Source organism: Sorangium sp. So ce327 (genome assembly GCF_051530205.1).
Taxonomy (GTDB): Bacteria; Myxococcota_A; Polyangia; order Polyangiales; family Polyangiaceae; genus Sorangium; species Sorangium cellulosum_B.
Window position 1 is genome coordinate 7,139,794 of the sequence record NZ_CP150330.1, and the last position, 16,350, is coordinate 7,156,143.

Below are 16,350 nucleotides of genomic sequence, written 5' to 3' on the forward strand. Positions count from 1 at the left end.
GCAGGAGGTGAGCCAAGGACGTCCTTCCTGATTTCAGATGCTTTCCCTACAGCGACAGACGTGCACCTGTCGGTTGTGGCGTCGTAGCTTGCAGCGCTGCCAGCGGAGCCTGGCGGCCTTCGGCCACCGGGTCGCCGGAACCGCGCCGATCAGCTGGAGCCGTTCCGCTCTCCCGGCGCCTCCCGTCCCCCGCCGACGCCCCACGACGGCCGGGCGTTGAGCTCCTCAACGTCGGTTCCAATCATCTCCGTGTAGCTGCGACCCATCTCCTCGAGCTCGTCGCTGCTCAGCACGTCCTCGATCCGGGCGAAGCCCGCCGGCGCTCGCTGCTCCACCATCGAGAGGACCCGGTCGGCGCCCATCGCTCGGTTCGCGAGGACGAGGGAGCTCGTCGGCGGACGGCGCGCTGCTTCATAGGCGGCGAGCGCCTCTTCGGGGGCGCTCGCCTGGGCGAGGTGCCGGGCCAGCACGCGAGCATCGAGGATCGCCTGGGAGGCCCCGTTGGAACCGACAGGGTACATGGGATGTGCAGCGTCGCCGAGCAGGGTGACCCGGCCAGCGCCCCACCACGGCAGCGGATCGCGATCGATCATCGGATACTCGAAGATGACGGGCGCCGCGGCGATGAGCGCCGGAATGTCGAGCCAGGAGAAGCGCCACACCGCGAAGTGGGGCAGCACGTCCTCCAGGCGTCCTTGCCGGTTCCAGCTCCCGGGCGCGACCGCCGCCCCCTCGTGCAGGCGCACCTCCGCCACCCAGTTGATCGCGGCCCGGCCGCGGAGCTCCGCGCGGCGGGAGATGGGATAAGCGACGAACTTGGCGGCCATGTTGCTGCCGGCCATGATCATGCTGCGCCCCCCCAGGAACGGATCGCCCTCGGTCACGCCGCGCCACATGTGAACGCCGTTCCACCTGGGCGGCCCCTCCGCCGGGTGGAGCTGCGCGCGAACCACGGAGTGGATGCCGTCGGCCCCGACAAGCACGTCCGCAGGGACCACGTCGCGCTCACCGGTCCGCCGATCGCGCACCGTGACCTGCACCTCGGACGTCGTCTGCTCGAACCCCTCCACCGCCAGCCCGACGCGCACGCTGGAGGCCCCCAGGCGCCGCTGCACCGCCGCGAGCAACATCAACTGGAGCTCACCACGGTGGATCGACACCTGTGGCCAGCGATACCCGGCGGAGATACCCCGCGGATGGCCCCAGATCCGACCCCCGAACCGATCGTGGTGCACGAGCTCGGCGGTCGGGATCCCTGTCTCCACCAGCGCATCGGCGAGGCCAAGCTCCGTCAGCTCTCGCACGGCGTGAGGGAGGAGGTTGATGCCAACTCCGAGCGGCCTGATCTCTCGCGCGGCCTCCACGACACACGCATCGATGCCGGCCGCATGCAGGCTCAGGGCCGCCGTCAGCCCGCCGATCCCCCCGCCCGCGATCAACGCCCGCATCACGCGACGCTCGCACGGCGCGCCGGACGCGGCAACGACGCTCGCGGCGCCCGCGACCGCGGCGCCGAACCCGGGTAAGATCCTCGAACGAGGGACATACCATGCGATTGCTCGTCTCGATGGACTCTTGGGGTGCGAGGCTGCTCTCGGTGCTGGCGATCGCGCCTGCGCTGAGCTGCGGTGGAAACATCACGTCCGGTGAAGGCTCGGGCGGCGGCACAGGCGAAGGCGCCTCCAGCAGCACAGGCGAAGGCGTCTCCAGCAGCACAGGCGAAGGCGCCTCCAGCAGCAGCGGTGAAGGCACCTCCAGCAGCACAGGTGAAGGCACCTCCAGCAGCACAGGAGGCCTGCCGCCCGAAGGGTTTCCGTTCGCTTGCGACGATCCGGAGCCCATCGTCGTCGCGGACCAGGACACCGGGTACGTGCGCTGCGCCGACGGCTGGATCCACCGCGCGGAGGTCGTCACCTGTCCCAGCCCGCTCCCGCGTGCCAAGGCCTGCGCGGACCCGAGCGGCGCGACGGGGAATTGCAAATCTGACGCCGACTGCACCGAGCAGCCACACGGCTACTGCGACGTCATGACCGGAGGCGAGGTGGCTCCAGGGTGCTTCTGCCAGTACGGATGCACGACCGACGCCGACTGCGGCGAGGGGCAGATCTGCCTGTGCGGCGATCCGGTCGGGCAGTGCGTGCCCTCGCGGTGCACCAGCGACCAGGACTGTGGAAGGCTGCTCTGCTCCAGCTATGTCCTGCACCCGGGATGCGGCGGGACCGCCTTCGCGTGCCAGACGGCCGCCGACGAGTGCGCCAGCGACCAGGACTGCTCAGGGGACGAGCAATGCTCGCTCGAGGCCCTGCGGCACACCTGCACGGCGGAGATCTGCGCGATCGGCCGGCCGTTCCTCGTGGAAGGCGTCGTGCGCACCGCGCAGCCCGCCGCGCGCGACGACTGGCGGACCGCCGCTCCGGACGCGCCGCCTCGCCTGGCAGAGCTGTCCGTCGAGCAACGGGCGGCCCTCGCCGAGCACTGGACCCGCGCCGCCCTCCTCGAGCACGCGTCGATCGCCGCGTTCGCGCGGTTCGCGCTGCAGCTCCTGTCGCTCGGCGCGCCGCCGGAGCTCGTCGGTGCCGCGCAGGCGGCCATGGGCGACGAGGCCGACCACGCGCGCACGTGCTTCGAGCTGGCCAGCGCGTTCGCCGGACGCGGCGTCGGCCCAGGGCCGCTCGCCATCGACGGCGCCCTCGGCGGCGAAGGCGCCCGCGAGATCCTCGTGACGACCCTCCGCGAGGGGTGCATCGGCGAGACCATCGCCGCGATCGAGGCGGCAGAGGCCGCCCTCCACGCGACCGATCCCGCGGTACGGCGCGCGCTCGAGAAGATCGCCGAGGACGAGACGCGGCACGCCGAGCTCGCCTTCCGGTTCGCGGCCTGGGCCCTCGACCGCGATCCTTCCCTCGCGAGCGCCATCGTCGACGAGCTCGCCGCGGCCTCCTCGGAGCTCCCCTCCCCGAGCGAGCCCAGCCACGGCGGCCCGCTGCTCGGCTTCGGCGTGCTCTCGCCGCAGCACCGGCGCGCGATCCGGGAGCGCGCGCTCGCGCAGGTCATCGCGCCCTGCGCGCGGGCGCTGCTCTCGCGCGGCGGCGGCAACATCGAGCGCAGCCGCCCGCGCCCGGCGGACGGCCGTCAGCGCGAGGAGACCGACAGCTTGGCGACGAACAGCTGACCGTCCTCGGCCTCGACAGGGCAGTTCAGGAGCGCGAAGTCGGCGCCGGACGTGCCTGCGAGGAACACGTCCGTTCCGGAGACGGCGAGCGCCAGGATCCGCTGGAGCGCAGGGCCGCCGAGCGCGCCCAGCCACTCGACCTCGCCGTCCGTGGCCCGGAGCCGCGCGAGGAAGGCGTCCCCCTCGCCCGCCTCCCCGCCGATCTCGACGTCATCGATCTTCAGCTGCTGATCGAAATGCCCGGCCAAGACGATCTTTCCAAGCTCGTCGACGCCGACGACCTGCGCCGATTGAGCCCCGCTGCCCCCGAGCTGCTTGGCCCACGTGGCGGCGCCGCTCCGGTCGAGGTGCGCGGCGAAGCCGTCCTCTCCGGTGGAGATGCTCTCTCCGGCGAGATCGATCTGCCCCTCGAACGAGCCCGTCAGGACGACGCCCGCCTCGAGCATCGCCACGGCGCTGGTGCGCTGATCGCCGCGGAGAGCGGAGTAGTGTCGATACCAGACGTCCGCCCCCTCGGCGCTCCATCCATCGCAGATCCACGACGCCGGAAACGACGCCAGGAGCGCGTCGATCCCGTCCGAGGCCGCGCCGCCGGGCGGCAGCGCGCTCTCGGAGCCGGGGAAGCCCACGTTCACCCGGCCCTCGAAATCGGCGATCACGAAGGCGTCGCCGGAGGCCACACGGAGATCGCGAGGCCAGAAACGCGCGCCCTCACGGCCCGCAAAGACGCCGCTGCACGGATTCAGGAGGGTCTGTGCATCGTAGCTGGAGAACCCGATGTCCAGCCCGCCCTGGAGCGACGTCAGGACGAAGACGCGGTCGCCCTCCGCCGCGACCGCCTTCGCCTCGTCAAGACCGCTGGACCCGTGCGTCACGCACGCCGCGACCCCGCCGGGATCGCTCTTGTCGAGCCGCGCCACGAACGCGTCGCCGCCGCCCTCGGGCGGCCCGCAGTCCGCGCCGAACGACAGGCTGCCCGTGAAGTCGCCCGCCACGTAGACGCTGCCGCCGTCCAGCGCGATCGCGGTCGCCTGATGGACGTGCGTCGCGGTGTCGTTCTCCGCGTTCCCGAAGCGCTCGCTCCACACGTGGTTCCCGTCCGGCTCGAGGTGCGCCACGAAGACGTCCTTGCCGGCGCCGCCCGCCGTGAGCGGGGCGCCGCCGGCAACGGTCAGGTCTCCCTTGAAGCCGCCCGCCAGCCACAGGGTGCCGTCCTCGTCGGCCGCGATCCCGCCGAGCGTGGTCTCGGCGTCACCGAAAGACATCACCCACTGGCACGTATAGCCGGGCTCGCTGAACGAGCCTCCGCCGACGCCCTGCTCGTCGATGAGCTGAATGCCAACGATCTCCGCGCAGCCCGCGCTGCTCGCCGCGACGAGAGAGCTCGCAAGCCACAGCCGAGCGCGCCTTTCGAGCCTCATCGTCGTCATCGTCATCAGAACGCCCCGACGACGGAGCCACCGACGACGCCCGGAGCGAGCTGGACGCGGGCGGTCGCGCGCGGCCCGTCCGAGGGCAGCGTCAGCCAGAGGACGGCCGTGCCGGCGAGCGCCACGCTCGCGGCGATGAAGGAGAAATCGGACACGGTGGCATACGACATCGCCTTGCTGGACAGATCGGGCACCGGCTGCGCGCAGTCCCGGTAACGCCTCGGATTCGCGCACGCCGTCTTCGCCGCGTCGTCGACCTTGTCCCACGTGGAGATCGCCAGGCCACCGAAGGTGCTTCCGAGCGCGATGCCCGCCAGCGTGAGCCCGCCCGTCACCCACATCAGGCTCCGGTGGATCGGATCCGGCCTTACGCCGTAAGGAGTCGGCCTGCGCGGCTCGATGTCGCCGGTGGAAGGCGCGGGATCCTGCGCTGCCGCGCTGGGCGCGACCGCCTTCACGGGGACCTCGACGACCTCTCCCGGCGGCGTCACCTCGACGTCGCGCGCGAGGGCGTACCTCGCGGGCGCAGCCGCGATGACCTTGCGCTTCCCCGGCTCGACAGGGCGCGCCGCGCCGGCGCCTTTCGCGGCCACGCCGTCGAGCGTCACCGCGCGCCCCGGGAGCGCCTTCACCTCCTCGGCGCTCGGCTCGGCCTGGGCCGCGCCCGCCTGCGCCCAGGCGGCCAGCGTCACGAGGAGACCGAGCGCGGGCCGACCAAGCCCCCTTCGCCCCGCGCGCCCCACACCCTTTGCGGAGCGCCGGGAGCCTCTGCTGATCGCTTCAGGCATCGAGTCCCCTGGAAGGTCGGCGAGCGACACCTGCTTCAGGTCCCCGCGCTGGACCACGACGACCGATAACAGGGCACCGCGACGAGCGCCAGACGAAAGACCCCCGCGCCAGCCGCCACGCCGCGCGCCTTCGCGTCCCTTGCGCGCGCCTTCGCGCCCCTTGCGCGCGCCTTCGCGTCCCTTGCGCGCGCCTTCGCGCCCCTTGCACCGTTTGCGCCGTGTTCCAGCTTCGACGCACGCGGCCTTTGCGCTAGCGTTCCGCTCTCGGTTCCTCTGGTTCCTCTAGTTCCTCGAGGTTCCTCTAGTTCCTCTCGGTTCCGGTCTCGCCCCTCGCTCCCAGGTCGTCGAGCGTACCGGCTGGAGCGCCCTCGCGAACAGGTGCCCTGATGTCCTCCGTGCCAGCCCCCAAGAAGAAGCGGTCCAAGAAGAGCGCGCGCTCGCTGCCTCGCAGGGATGAGGAGTGGATCGGCGGCTTCTTCTCCCTGCGCGCGTTCGTGCACGAGGGCGACGATGCGTACCGCCCCGAGGCGGTCGTCTGGATGACCGAGCGCGGCTTCGTCCTGAGCTGCGCCGCGCTGCGCCCCGGCGACGTCGTGACGGGCGCGGTCGACAGCTTCGAGGCCGCCGCCAGAGGTCCCCTGGAGGGCAAGCCGCGGCTGCCCCAGCGCGTGCGCGTGGCCTCGCCGGCGCTCGCGGAGGCCCTGCGGGCGCGGCTCGGCCCGGAGGTCGAGGTCCGCGTCGCGCCCACGCCGGAGATCGACGTCGTGGCCGAGGACCTCGAGGCCCACCTGGGCGCGCGGGACGGCCACCTGACGCCGAGCTTCCTCGGGGGCGGCATCGAGGCGCCGGCGATGGCCTCGTTCTTCCGCGCGGCGGCCGCGCTCTACCGCGCGACGCCCTGGAAGGCGGTGCCCAGCGACGCCGACATCATGGCGCTGTCGATCCCGTCGCTCGGCGCGCGCGATCTCGCGCTGTGCGTCGTCGGGCAAGCGGGCCAGAGCCACGGCGTCCTCCTGTTCGAGAGCGCGCACGGGTTCGAGCTCTACCTGGCCGAGACCGCCAAGCTCCCGGACGCGCCGCCCGCGTCGCTGCCGGCGAGCTTCTTCTCGCTGAGCTTCGATCGCGCGAGCGACCTGCACCCCGCGCTGCGCGCCGAGGTCGCCGAGCAGCGCTGGGAGCTGGCCGACCCGGACGCCTACCCCACGCTCGCGATGGTCGACGAGGACCTCATCGGCCGCAAGCCGACGCCGAAGGAGCTCACGGCCTCCGAGGCGCTCGCGCTCGGCCTTGTCGAGCTGATGAAGCGGCGCAAGGAGATCACGAAGGCGTTCCGCGACGGCGCCCCCCCGGTGGAGGCGAGCTACGTCGTGGAGACGCACGCGGGCCCGGTGGAGGTGCTCTTCCGCGCGCCCCACCCGGAGCGGAGCTGATCCCGGCGGCAGCGCCGGCGAATCGGTCATCAGGGCTCGGGCGATCCGACGGGCGAGCGCAGCAGCGGGGAAGCCCCCGCCCTCAGCGAGCGACGAGCCGGTAGAGATCGGCGTTCACGATGAACTCGCAGAGGACGTTGCCGAGCTGGAGCATGTCGCCGCTGCGGAGGGGCACGCCGTCCCCGGACGGCGCCATGAGCCGGTCGTTCAGGAAGGTCCCGTTGGTGCTCTTTCTCGCGTGGAGCATCGGGGTGTCCGCGACCAGCACCGAGATGTGGGCGTGGACCTTGGAGACGGACGCGTCGCGGAGCACGATGTCGCTGTTCAGCGCCCGCCCGATGAGGATGCGATCCTGCCAGGGGCTCTCGGGGCGCTTCGCCACCGGCAGGAGCTCGCAGCCGTGCGACGTGGCGATCATCCCCGACGAGATCCGGTGACGGGACGAGGTCGGCTGGCCGCTCATGCCGGGCGCGGTCCCGGCGACGAGGGTCTTGAACGACGGAGGAGGCTGGTCATCGGGGCCGAGCTCCCGGAGCAGCCAGGCGTGCGGGTACTTCCGATCGAACGCCATCCGTGAAATCGCCCGGCTCTGAGCACAAAGCGCCGCGAAGGTCAACATGACGAGATCTTCCCCCAGGTTCCGGGCCGTTCGAGAGAGCCGAGCTCCCCGAGCGGCGCATCGCCCAATTCAGCGGGGCCCGATAGGCCCTTATACATCAGGAGACGACGGAATCACTGGACGCCACGAGACACCATCGAGACGACCTCCGGCGCTGAACGGACTACATCGTCGGCGCTCGCCACACTCCGCCGGCCGCCGAGGTCGCCCAGCGGTGCTGTCCGGCCCTCATCGCGCGGATCGAGCTCGACAACACCGGCCGCGCCGAGCCCATGACGGGCGACTTCGCGCTCGACCCCCGCGAGGCGCTCGTCCGCGCGGCGCCCCTCCCTGAGCCACAGCACGGCGATGGGCGGCGCATCGCCGCCGCAGGCGTCCCCCTCGGCGCGCGCGACCCCGGCGGTGGCGGTGAAGAGGGCCGGGAGCACGAGCCCGCGCCCCGCCGCCATCACCGCGGCGCGCAGGCGGCCTTCACGGCGGCGACGTGGACGCCGCTTGCGCGAGATCCCCTGCGCGACGCGCCTGGTTGGCCGCCTCGAAGAGCTTCTGCGCGGCGTCGGCGCTCGGCGCGGAGGGCCCGGCCGCCGCGCGCCCCCACCCACAGCGCGGCCGCCCCCAGGGCGAGCGCTCCTGCGAGGGAGCCGGCCCAGAGCCACCGGCGGCCAGGGTGAGCGCCCCGGGCCTCGAGCCGCTCCTCGATGCGCTGCCACTGGCGCGCCACGCTCTCCTGGGTGAGGGGCGGTCGCACCCAGGCGCGGAGGGGCGGCTCGGGGTTCATGCTCACTATGTACCCCGGCGGGTCGGGAATGGCTCAGCCGGCGGACGCGAGCTCGGGCGCGCTCCTACGTGGAGCCGCCGGGACGAGGAGCGCGGCGGCGGCGCTCAGGGCAGGTTCGCCAGCGGGTCCGTCTTGCCGACGCCCGCGTGCTCCAGGACGAGCGCCTTGACGGCGGCCGCGCGGTCGAGCGGGTACTCGTACGGCGCGGTCCAGGAGCAGTCTTGACCCGACTCCTGCGTCCCGGTGGTCTGCTCGAACAGGTTGTCGATGCGGTGCGTACCGCCGGCAGGGCTGTCCAGGGTGGTGATGGGGTTCTTCACCTTGTAGAAGTGATTGCCCTCCACCCTCAGGCAGGCGCCGACCCGCGAGTTCACCCCCGACGCGGGGACGTCCTCGAAGTAGTTGTTGAAGACGTGCCCGTTGCCGCCGCGATAGCTCGGGACGCGGGAGTTCACGTTGCGGAAGCGGTTGTGATGGAAGGTGATGCGGCGGTCGCTGTTGTCCTTGTCCGACGAGCCGACCAGCATGCCCTTCCAGTGGTCGTGCAGGTAGCTCCACGAGATCGTGATGTTCGAGGACTCGTGGGTCGCGTCGATGAGGCCATCGTACTTGTCCTTGTCGGAGTTCACGGCGGGAGACTCGGCCCAGAGCTCGCAGTGGTCGATCCAGACGTTGTGGCTCTCGTCCATGTGGATGCCGTCGCCGTTGCCGCTGCTGGCCAGCACGTGGTGGATCTTCAGGTTGCGGACGATGATGTTGGAGGCCCTCCTCAGATTGAGCCCGATCCCCTCCAGCTCTCCGCTCGACCCGACGCCCACGAGGGTCTTGTCGGAGGTGACGTCCACGTCGTCGCCGCTGCCGCTGATCTTGCCGGTGATCTGGATGATGACGGCGCCGTCCCTCGCGGCCTCCCTCCTCAGGGCGTCGAGCGAGCTCACGGAGACGACCTGTCCGCCCTTGCCGCCGGTGGTGCCATCGCCGGTCGTGGCGTAGCCGTAGAGCCTGAAGTCGACCGCGCCGGGGTCGCCGCCGCCGGTGCCGCTGCCCGAGCCGCCCGCGCCGCTGCTGGAGCCGCCGGCGCCTTCGTCCGAGCCGCCCGCGCCGCTGGTGGAGCCGCCGGTGCCTTCGTCCGAGCCGCCCTCGCCGCTGCCGGAGCCGCCCTCACCGCTGCCGGAGCCCCCGGTCCCGCCGCTGGAGCTGCCGGCGCCGCTGCCCGCGCCGGTCCCACCGGTCCCGGCGGCGCCGACGCTCGCCGTGGAGCCTGCGCTCCCGCTGCTCGTCGGCTGCCCCGCGTCGTCCTCCGGCTCTGACGTCTCCGAGCCGCACCCGACCACCGAAACGCCGAGGATGCCGAGCGCGATCAGCGCAGCCCAAGCGACTCGAGATTCGCACTTCATGAGCAAGTCACCTTTCCGTGATGAGCCAAGGCCAAGCAGCTCGCGCGACGCGGGCGGAGACGCCGGACAGCGCACAAGCCGTTCGCTGGAGCTCCACAGCAACGCACATGCCATCAGTTCAGGGCGGACCGGCCCTGTCTGGATCGCACCGTTCCACCGCATTTCCCGCAGGGATCTCTGCAGCGCCGCTCGTCTCCCCCGGAGCTCCCGGGCAGGCGCCGCGACCGAGGCTGTCAACCACCGGTTGACACGGTGGACACGTGCAACACCGCGTCATCGGCCCTGGCGCTGTACGATGCCCGCGATATCGAGCGCCGCGGCGTGGTCCCGCGCTCGGCTCCGCGGCGCCTCCCGGGGATCAGGGGCCGATTCGAACGAGCTCGACCCAGTCGAGCCTCGCCGCGTCCTCGCGGCACCCGAACGAGACGATGTGCATCCCGGGATCGAGCGCGAACTTGAGCAGCAGCCCTGTCGCGTCCTTCGAGTCGTGAACGTAATCCTCGTGGAACTCGGTCCCGTTGAAGTCGTACCTGGTTCCGAGCTCCGGCTCATGGTCCACGCGGACCAGGAACGAGTTGTCCGTGCTCTCGTCGGGCCCCGTGGCGACCCTGGCCCTGATCTGGAACGTGCCGGCCTCGCCGACCTCGAACGAGCAGTCGACCCGGTCGCTCTCGCAATTCGCCTCCTCGGGGACCGCCACGTACGTCCCGCCGCTCGCCAGCGGGTCGTCCACGCGCTCGAAGCGGCCGGAGAGCTCGCAGTCCTCGGCCTCGATCCTGATCCTGAGCGAGCTGCTCCCCCCTCCCGCGGCCGCCGGCGAGGCGTCCCACGCGGCGGACAACCCCTCCAGCGAGCACGCGCAGGCCAGCACCGGCAGGAGCGCCCCCCAGCGCCCCCATCGCGCTGCACGCGCGACGGCCGCCGTCGCGAGCGCCGTGGGAGCCTCCCCCGCGCCGCATGCCGCGCGAGGTCCCGTGTCCGCCCCAGGTCCCGAGCTCTCGTTCATCTCCCACGACGCTAGCAAGGCGCGCACCGGCGGCGCGGGACAACTTGTCGAGCCGGCGCGATTCGCGCGGGGCGCGCGGTCGTCAGGAGCACGCCCCGCGCGTGTCAGCGCGCGGCGGGACGCGCGTAGTCCTGCGCGCGGAAGAGCACCCCGTGGACCTCGCCGTCGACAAGCGCCGGGACGAGCGCCCCGGGCAGCACCGACTCGACGTCGTTCGGCGCCTTCGGCCCGCCGAGATCGGTCCGCAGCCACCCCGGGTCGAGGAGGTTCATCAGCACGCCCGTGCCGCGGAGCGAAGGCGCCATGTCGCGCACGAACTTGTCGAGCGCGGCCTTCGACGCCGCGTAGGCCATCAGCTCGGGCTGATCCTGGATCCCGGAGGTCACCTGCACGATTCGCCCGAACCGCCGCTCCAGCATCGTCGGCAGCAGCCGGTACGTGATCCGTATCGGGCTGATGACGTTCACCTCGAAGCTGAGCCGGTAATCGTCCGCCGGCGTCTGCAGGTGCGAGGCGCGGAACGGCGTCATGATGGCGGCGTTGTTGAACAGGAGGTCGATCCCGCCCGACGCCGCGATGGCGTCGTCCAGCATGCGGTCGACCGCCGCCTGATCCGACAGCTCGCCCGAGACCGCGCTCACCCGGATCCCCTTGCCGGCGAGCTCCCCTTCGAGCTCGCGCGTGTGCGCCGCGTCGCGGCTGTGCAGGACGACGTTGCAGCCGAGGTCCGCGAGGCCGCGCGCGATCCGCTTTCCGATACCCCGGCTCGCGCCGGTGACAAGCGCCCACTTTCCACGAATTTCAAGCGTCATGGCGGCCTCTTATGGCAGAGGCCGTCCGGCCTGGCAGCTCGAAAAGCGCTACGGCGGGCGCAGGCGCCGCGGGGACGCCGCTCCGGGAAGCGCCGCGCGCGACGGCGCCTACGCCCGGCGCCGCACCGCAGCGCGCTTCCGGCTGACCTCCAGGCCGCGGCCGAGGCTGCGCAGGACGAGCAGCTCCTCGCCGAGGTCGACGTCGACGAGCGCGCGCGCGACCTCCGGGCGGACGCCGGTGAGGATCGGCCTGGAGCCGAGCAGCTGGATCGCGTGCGCCAGCCGCTCCAGGGCCGCGGCGCCGTCCGGATCGAGCGCCTCCGCGCCGGTGACGTCGAGGACCACGTGGGACGCCCGCTGCGCCACGATCGCGGGGAGGAGCCGCTCTCCGAGCTCGCCGCCGCGCTCCGCGTCGAGCCGCCCGATGAGCGGCACCGCGAGCGTGCCCCGGCCGACGTCGAGGATCGGCGCCGAGAGGTTGAGGATCTGCCGCCGTTGCTCCTCGACGAGGGCGAGCGAGCGGTTCAGCCGGTCGATGAGCCGGCCCTGCTCCTCGACCTGCCCCTCGGCGCGCCGTTGCGCCGTGACGTCGAGCTGCTGCACGAGCACCGCGCGCGCGCCGGTCACGGGATCGGTCGTGGGGCGCGCCTCCACCTGGTGCCACCGCTCGCCGTCGGTCGTGACGACCCGCACTTCCCCTGCCCACGCCGCCTCGGCGTCGATCGCGCCGCGGACGGCCGCGCTCACGCCCTCGTCCGGGAACGCCGCGTCGATCGTCGGCGCGTCGCCGAGGGCGCGCAGCGCCGCGGGGTTGTGGAAGAGCACCGTCCCCTCCCGGTCGACGAGGCTGACCAGCACCGACGAGTGGCGGACCGCCTCCACGCCGCGCACCATCGAGGCGCCGACGCTGGCGGCCTGAGGGAGCGCCTGGAACAGGATCGCGAGCCGCCCGTCATCGAGGTCGATCGGCTGCCCGTGGAGCGTCACGGTCGCGGGCGTCCCGCGCGGGTAGAGCGTCCAGTCCTCCAGCACCGTCCCCCCTTCCGCGAGGACGCGGAGGTAGCCGTCGAGCCGCGCGCGGACGGCCGGCGACAGGTCCGAGAGGTCGCGGGAGAGCAGCTCGGCGCGATCCGTCGCGTGCCAGAACTCGATGGCCTTCGCGTTCACCCAGGGGAACCGGTGCCGGCCGTGGTCGTAGACCCAGGTCGGCAGGACGGACAGATCGAGCGCCGACAGGCGCTGGTCGAGGGACGTCATGTCGTGGCGGCACGTCATACGACGCCCCCGTCCGTCCTGCACGCTCCTTAACGTCTCTTCACGGGCGCGGCCGGCCCGCGCGGACGCTCAGCGGGTGATCTGCCATAAGAGCTCGAGCAGCTCCTGCACGGCGGCCCGCCGGTTGTTCCAGCGGGATTCCCAGGACGAGGCAGCCACGACGGCGCTCGCCCGACGCGCCGCCTCCCTGGCGATCTCGGCCTCCCGGCGCGACCGCGCCTCTTCGTCGATCTGCTGCTGCCGCGCCCTCGCGGTGCCGCCCGACGCGGCGAAGGCGAGGAGTTGCGGGAGCTCGCCCCGGTCGAACCAGGTGCCGTGTTCCCTGCAGATGTCGACGATGATGCCGCTCTTGCCGGCGAAGTTCTTGCGGTTCATCGGCTGGCCGCACGCCGGGCACCGGACGTAGCGCACGCGGACGTCGACGTGCTCCGGCCGCCGCGGCGGCCTCGGCGCGCTCGTCCCATAGCTCTCCCGGCGCTCCAGGAGGTCCCGCAAGAGCGCGTGGTCGACGAGCTGGCCGCCGCACCGGCCGCAGTCGCGCAGGAGGCCGGCCGCGGCGCGAAACGCCGAGAAGGGCACGCCGCACTCTGCGCAGAGGAGCGCGTCGGGCTCGGGGATGGGCTCCAGGCCGAGCTCGTGCCCGCACCCGTCGCAGCGCTCCGCGTCGGGGAGGTTCAGCTGGTAGCAGCCGCCGCAGCGCACGGTGGCGAGCGGCCCCTGACACCCGGGGTAACAGCGCCCCTCGGCGTTGATCAGGAGGCCGCATCGGGGGCATGTGCTGCGATCGGCGCGCACCCCGGGAGTCTAGAGGCCCGGAGCGCTCACGAGAAGCGCGATGACAGGCGCCCTCGCTCCGGGCGCCGGCGCCACCTTCAAAGCGCCGGACGGATGATCGGGCTCAGCGCTGCCTGGCGGGGCGCATCCAGGGATGAGGATGGGAGCTCCGGGGGCGGCTGTGCGGCGGCGCGCTGGACCGGCGCACCTGCTTTCCGAGCTCCTCGAGCAGAACTCCCACGGCGGTGTCGTCGTCCTGAAGCACGACGACATGGTCGTTGTTCTCCTCACGCAGGAGCCGGTTCACCTGGAGGGCGCCGACCGCCGTCCGCACGACGATGGCGACGCAGGCGAACTCGCTGACCAGCATGCTGCGCGTGCGCATCGTCGCGGCCTCGAACGCCGGATCGTTGTTCATGGGAGCCCGGCGGAGGTCGAGCAGGTGGCCGAGGCACCAGCGATCCAGCGACTCGTAGACCTTGAGCGCTTCGGAGTGGACCCGGATGAAATCGTCGGGAGACGGATAGGGGACCTCGGAGCGGGTGCTGCGGACGATCGACATCTCCTGATCGAGGGTGACCGTCAGGTGGTCGTTCTGCAGCAGGACATCCATCCCACCACAGGATAGCGAGCCGGCGGCGCGCCGGCACTGAAAAGCAATGGCGAGCTCAGCGCTGCGCCGGCGAATGCTGCGTGATCGGCCAGAACGGACCGCCGCACCGAGGCGTGGGTTCGGGTGTGCGTGAAGCGATGCGCGGCCCAGAACCAGCGGCGTCTGCATTCCCTCGCGATGGGCGCGGGCGGCGGGAACGAGCCTCCTTCAGGCCAGCGAGTTCGGATCTCGGGACGACGACCGGCGGTCATGTGGTTTGGTCATGTTGGTTGATCGTCCAGCACGCCCAGGACTCGCCCCTTCAACCCGTGCCTCCTCCATTACCGCTCACTCGAACCGCAGCGCCTCCACCGGATCGAGCCTCGACGCGCGCCTCGCCGGCCCCACGCCGAACGTGATCCCGATGAGGATCGACACCCCGAGCGCCAGCCCGACTGCGTACGTCGGCACGATGGTGGCCCACTCCCCGAACCGCGACAGCAGCACCGCCGCCCCGTACCCGAGGCCCACCCCGGCCACGCCGCCCGCGAGCGACACGACGACCGCCTCGACAAGGAACTGCCGCAGGATGTCCCCGCGCCGCGCCCCCACCGCCATCCGCACGCCGATCTCGCGCGTCCGCTCCCGCACCGAGACCAGCATGATGTTCATGATCCCGATGCCACCCACGATGAGCGACACCGCCGCCACGCTGCCGAGCAGCATCGTGAAGGTGCCCGTGATCTGCCCCATCGTCGCCAGCATCTCGGCCTGCGACCGCACCTCGAAATCGCTCGGCTGATCCGCGCGCAGCCGGTGGCGCAGGCGCAGCAGCTGCTCCAGCTGCGCGATCACCATGTCGGACCGATCCTCGCTCGCCAGCTGCAGCGAGATCGTCGACAGGTGATCCTGCCCGAACAGCACCGAACGGTGCGTCGACAGCGGCACGAACACCCCGTCGTCCGGCGACCCCATGCCCGACCCCTTCTCCGCCAGCACCCCGACCACCCGGAACGCACTCCCGTTGATCTGGAGCCGCGTCCCGAGCGGCGACGCCCCCGGATAGAGCTGCCGCGCAACATTTGCCCCGAGCACGACAACGCGCGCCCGCTGCTGCTCGTCCAGGTCGGAGAACGAGACGCCGCTCGCCACCGACAGCGAGCGGACCTCGAGGTACGCCGGCGTGATCCCCGTCACGGACGCGTTCAGGTTGCTCGCCATGTACCGCAGCTGCGCGCTGCCGCTCCGCTCCGGCGCGACCGCCGCCACGCCGTCGAGCCCCTTGAGCGCCTCGGCGTCGCCCTCGGTCAGCGTCTTCACCGTGCCCGACCGGACCCCGCTCGCCGACGCGGAACCCGGGCGCACCATCAGCAGGTTCGCGCCGAGCGACCGGATCCGCCCCTCGACGCTGCTGCGCGCGCCCTCCCCGATCCCGAGCACCGCCACGACCGCCGCCGTCCCGATGATCATGCCGAGCATCGTCAGCAGCGTGCGCAGGCGGTTCGAGGCGAGCGAGCGCCACGCGCTCTTCGCCGTCTCCTTGATCAGCATGCCGCCTCCATCTCGCCCGCGTGGAACGCCGACACCACGTCGGCCGAAGGCCCGTCGGCCACGATGTGCCCGTCCCTCATGTGGATGGCGCGCGAGAGCGACCGCGCCACGCCGAGGTCGTGGGTCACCATGATCAGCGTCGTCCCGTCCGCGTTCAGCGACAGGAGCAGCTCCAGCACGTCGCGCCCCGTCTTGCTGTCGAGCGCGCCCGTCGGCTCGTCGCACAGCAGGATCGACGGCCGCGTCACGATCGCCCGCGCGATCGCCACGCGCTGCCGCTGCCCGCCGGAGAGCTCCGACGGCAGGTGCCGCGCGCGCGCCGCGAGCCCCACGCGATCGAGCGCGCCCTCCGCGAGCGCGCGGCTGTTCTTCACCGCCCCGTAGAGCAGCGGGAGCTCGACGTTCTCCGCCGCCGTCATCCGCGGCAGCAGGTTGAAGCTCTGGAACACGAACCCGATGTGGCGGTTCCTGAGCGCCGCGAGCTCGTCGTCGTCGAGCTCCGCCACGTTGCGCCCCCCGAGCCGGTACGTGCCCTCCGTCGGCCGATCCAGGCACCCGAGGATGTTCAGCAGGCTCGACTTCCCGCATCCGGAGGGCCCGATGATCGCCACCGACTCGCCCCGGCGCACCTCGAAGCCGATCCGGTCGACCGCCCGCACCGCGAGATCCTCGCGATCGGCGTGGTACACCTTCGAGAGCCCGCTCACGAGGACGGGGACGTCCATC

15 protein-coding genes are annotated in these 16,350 nt (G+C 72.2%); 2 read left to right on the top strand and 13 right to left on the bottom strand.

Translation table 11 applies throughout. The features are described 5' to 3' along the window. Window positions 1–149: 149 nt before the first annotated feature. Complete coding sequence (locus WME95_RS26780) at window positions 150–1,448, bottom strand: flavin-dependent oxidoreductase (RefSeq protein WP_437902225.1); 1,299 nt, start codon at window positions 1,446–1,448, stop codon at window positions 150–152. A 101-nt stretch (window positions 1,449–1,549) separates the two neighbouring features. Here WME95_RS26780 and WME95_RS26785 point away from each other — a divergent pair, with 101 nt between their 5' ends. After that, window positions 1,550–3,172 carry a ferritin-like domain-containing protein gene (locus WME95_RS26785; RefSeq protein ID WP_437902226.1) on the top strand — a complete coding sequence of 541 codons (1,623 nt, stop codon included), beginning with the start codon at window positions 1,550–1,552 and terminating at the stop codon, window positions 3,170–3,172. On the opposite strand, the gene WME95_RS26790 is transcribed toward WME95_RS26785, so the two are convergent. Together WME95_RS26790 and WME95_RS26795 are read right to left on the bottom strand one after the other, a co-directional pair. Continuing rightward, window positions 3,133–4,593 (bottom strand): hypothetical protein, encoded by a 1,461-nt coding sequence (locus WME95_RS26790; RefSeq protein WP_437902227.1) that lies wholly within the window; start codon window positions 4,591–4,593, stop codon window positions 3,133–3,135. The genes WME95_RS26785 and WME95_RS26790 overlap by 40 nt on opposite strands. A gap of 14 nt (window positions 4,594–4,607) precedes the next feature. Then, on the bottom strand, window positions 4,608–5,294 hold the full coding sequence (locus tag WME95_RS26795; RefSeq protein WP_437902228.1) for a hypothetical protein: 687 nt from the start codon (window positions 5,292–5,294) through the stop codon (window positions 4,608–4,610). Between the two features lie 482 nt (window positions 5,295–5,776). On the opposite strand from WME95_RS26795, the gene WME95_RS26800 reads away from it, so the two are divergent. Next, window positions 5,777–6,820, top strand: a complete 1,044-nt coding sequence (locus WME95_RS26800) for a hypothetical protein (RefSeq protein WP_437902229.1) — start codon at window positions 5,777–5,779, stop codon at window positions 6,818–6,820. Between the two features lie 82 nt (window positions 6,821–6,902). Here the strand turns inward: WME95_RS26800 and WME95_RS26805 are convergent, their stop codons facing one another. The 10 genes from WME95_RS26805 to WME95_RS26850 all read right to left on the bottom strand — a co-directional run bounded on the left by WME95_RS26805 (window position 6,903) and on the right by WME95_RS26850 (window position 16,349). After that, on the bottom strand, window positions 6,903–7,391 hold the full coding sequence (locus tag WME95_RS26805; protein WP_437707369.1) for an FHA domain-containing protein: 489 nt from the start codon (window positions 7,389–7,391) through the stop codon (window positions 6,903–6,905). 161 nt (window positions 7,392–7,552) lie between these two features. Beyond that, on the bottom strand, window positions 7,553–7,888 hold the full coding sequence (locus WME95_RS26810) for a hypothetical protein (protein ID WP_437902230.1): 336 nt from the start codon (window positions 7,886–7,888) through the stop codon (window positions 7,553–7,555). A 433-nt stretch (window positions 7,889–8,321) separates the two neighbouring features. Next, window positions 8,322–9,614, bottom strand: a complete 1,293-nt coding sequence (locus tag WME95_RS26815; protein WP_437902231.1) for a pectate lyase family protein — start codon at window positions 9,612–9,614, stop codon at window positions 8,322–8,324. 358 nt (window positions 9,615–9,972) lie between these two features. Continuing rightward, entirely contained in the window at window positions 9,973–10,620 is a 648-nt protein-coding gene (locus tag WME95_RS26820; RefSeq protein ID WP_437902232.1) for a hypothetical protein, read from the bottom strand. 104 nt (window positions 10,621–10,724) lie between these two features. Next, window positions 10,725–11,432, bottom strand: a complete 708-nt coding sequence (locus WME95_RS26825) for an SDR family NAD(P)-dependent oxidoreductase (protein ID WP_437292714.1) — start codon at window positions 11,430–11,432, stop codon at window positions 10,725–10,727. Between the two features lie 108 nt (window positions 11,433–11,540). Beyond that, complete coding sequence (locus WME95_RS26830) at window positions 11,541–12,689, bottom strand: PAS domain-containing protein (protein ID WP_437902233.1); 1,149 nt, start codon at window positions 12,687–12,689, stop codon at window positions 11,541–11,543. Window positions 12,690–12,776: 87 nt separating this feature from the next. Then, window positions 12,777–13,502, bottom strand: coding sequence for a zf-TFIIB domain-containing protein (locus WME95_RS26835; protein WP_437902234.1), 726 nt, complete (start codon window positions 13,500–13,502; stop codon window positions 12,777–12,779). Between the two features lie 103 nt (window positions 13,503–13,605). Further along, window positions 13,606–14,094, bottom strand: a complete 489-nt coding sequence (locus WME95_RS26840; protein ID WP_437902235.1) for a hypothetical protein — start codon at window positions 14,092–14,094, stop codon at window positions 13,606–13,608. Between the two features lie 327 nt (window positions 14,095–14,421). Then, window positions 14,422–15,624, bottom strand: a complete 1,203-nt coding sequence (locus WME95_RS26845) for an ABC transporter permease (protein ID WP_437902236.1) — start codon at window positions 15,622–15,624, stop codon at window positions 14,422–14,424. After that, window positions 15,618–16,349 (bottom strand): ABC transporter ATP-binding protein, encoded by a 732-nt coding sequence (locus WME95_RS26850; protein WP_437292719.1) that lies wholly within the window; start codon window positions 16,347–16,349, stop codon window positions 15,618–15,620. Before WME95_RS26850 ends, WME95_RS26845 begins: the two co-directional genes overlap by 7 nt. Between the last annotated feature and the right edge of the window lies 1 nt (window position 16,350).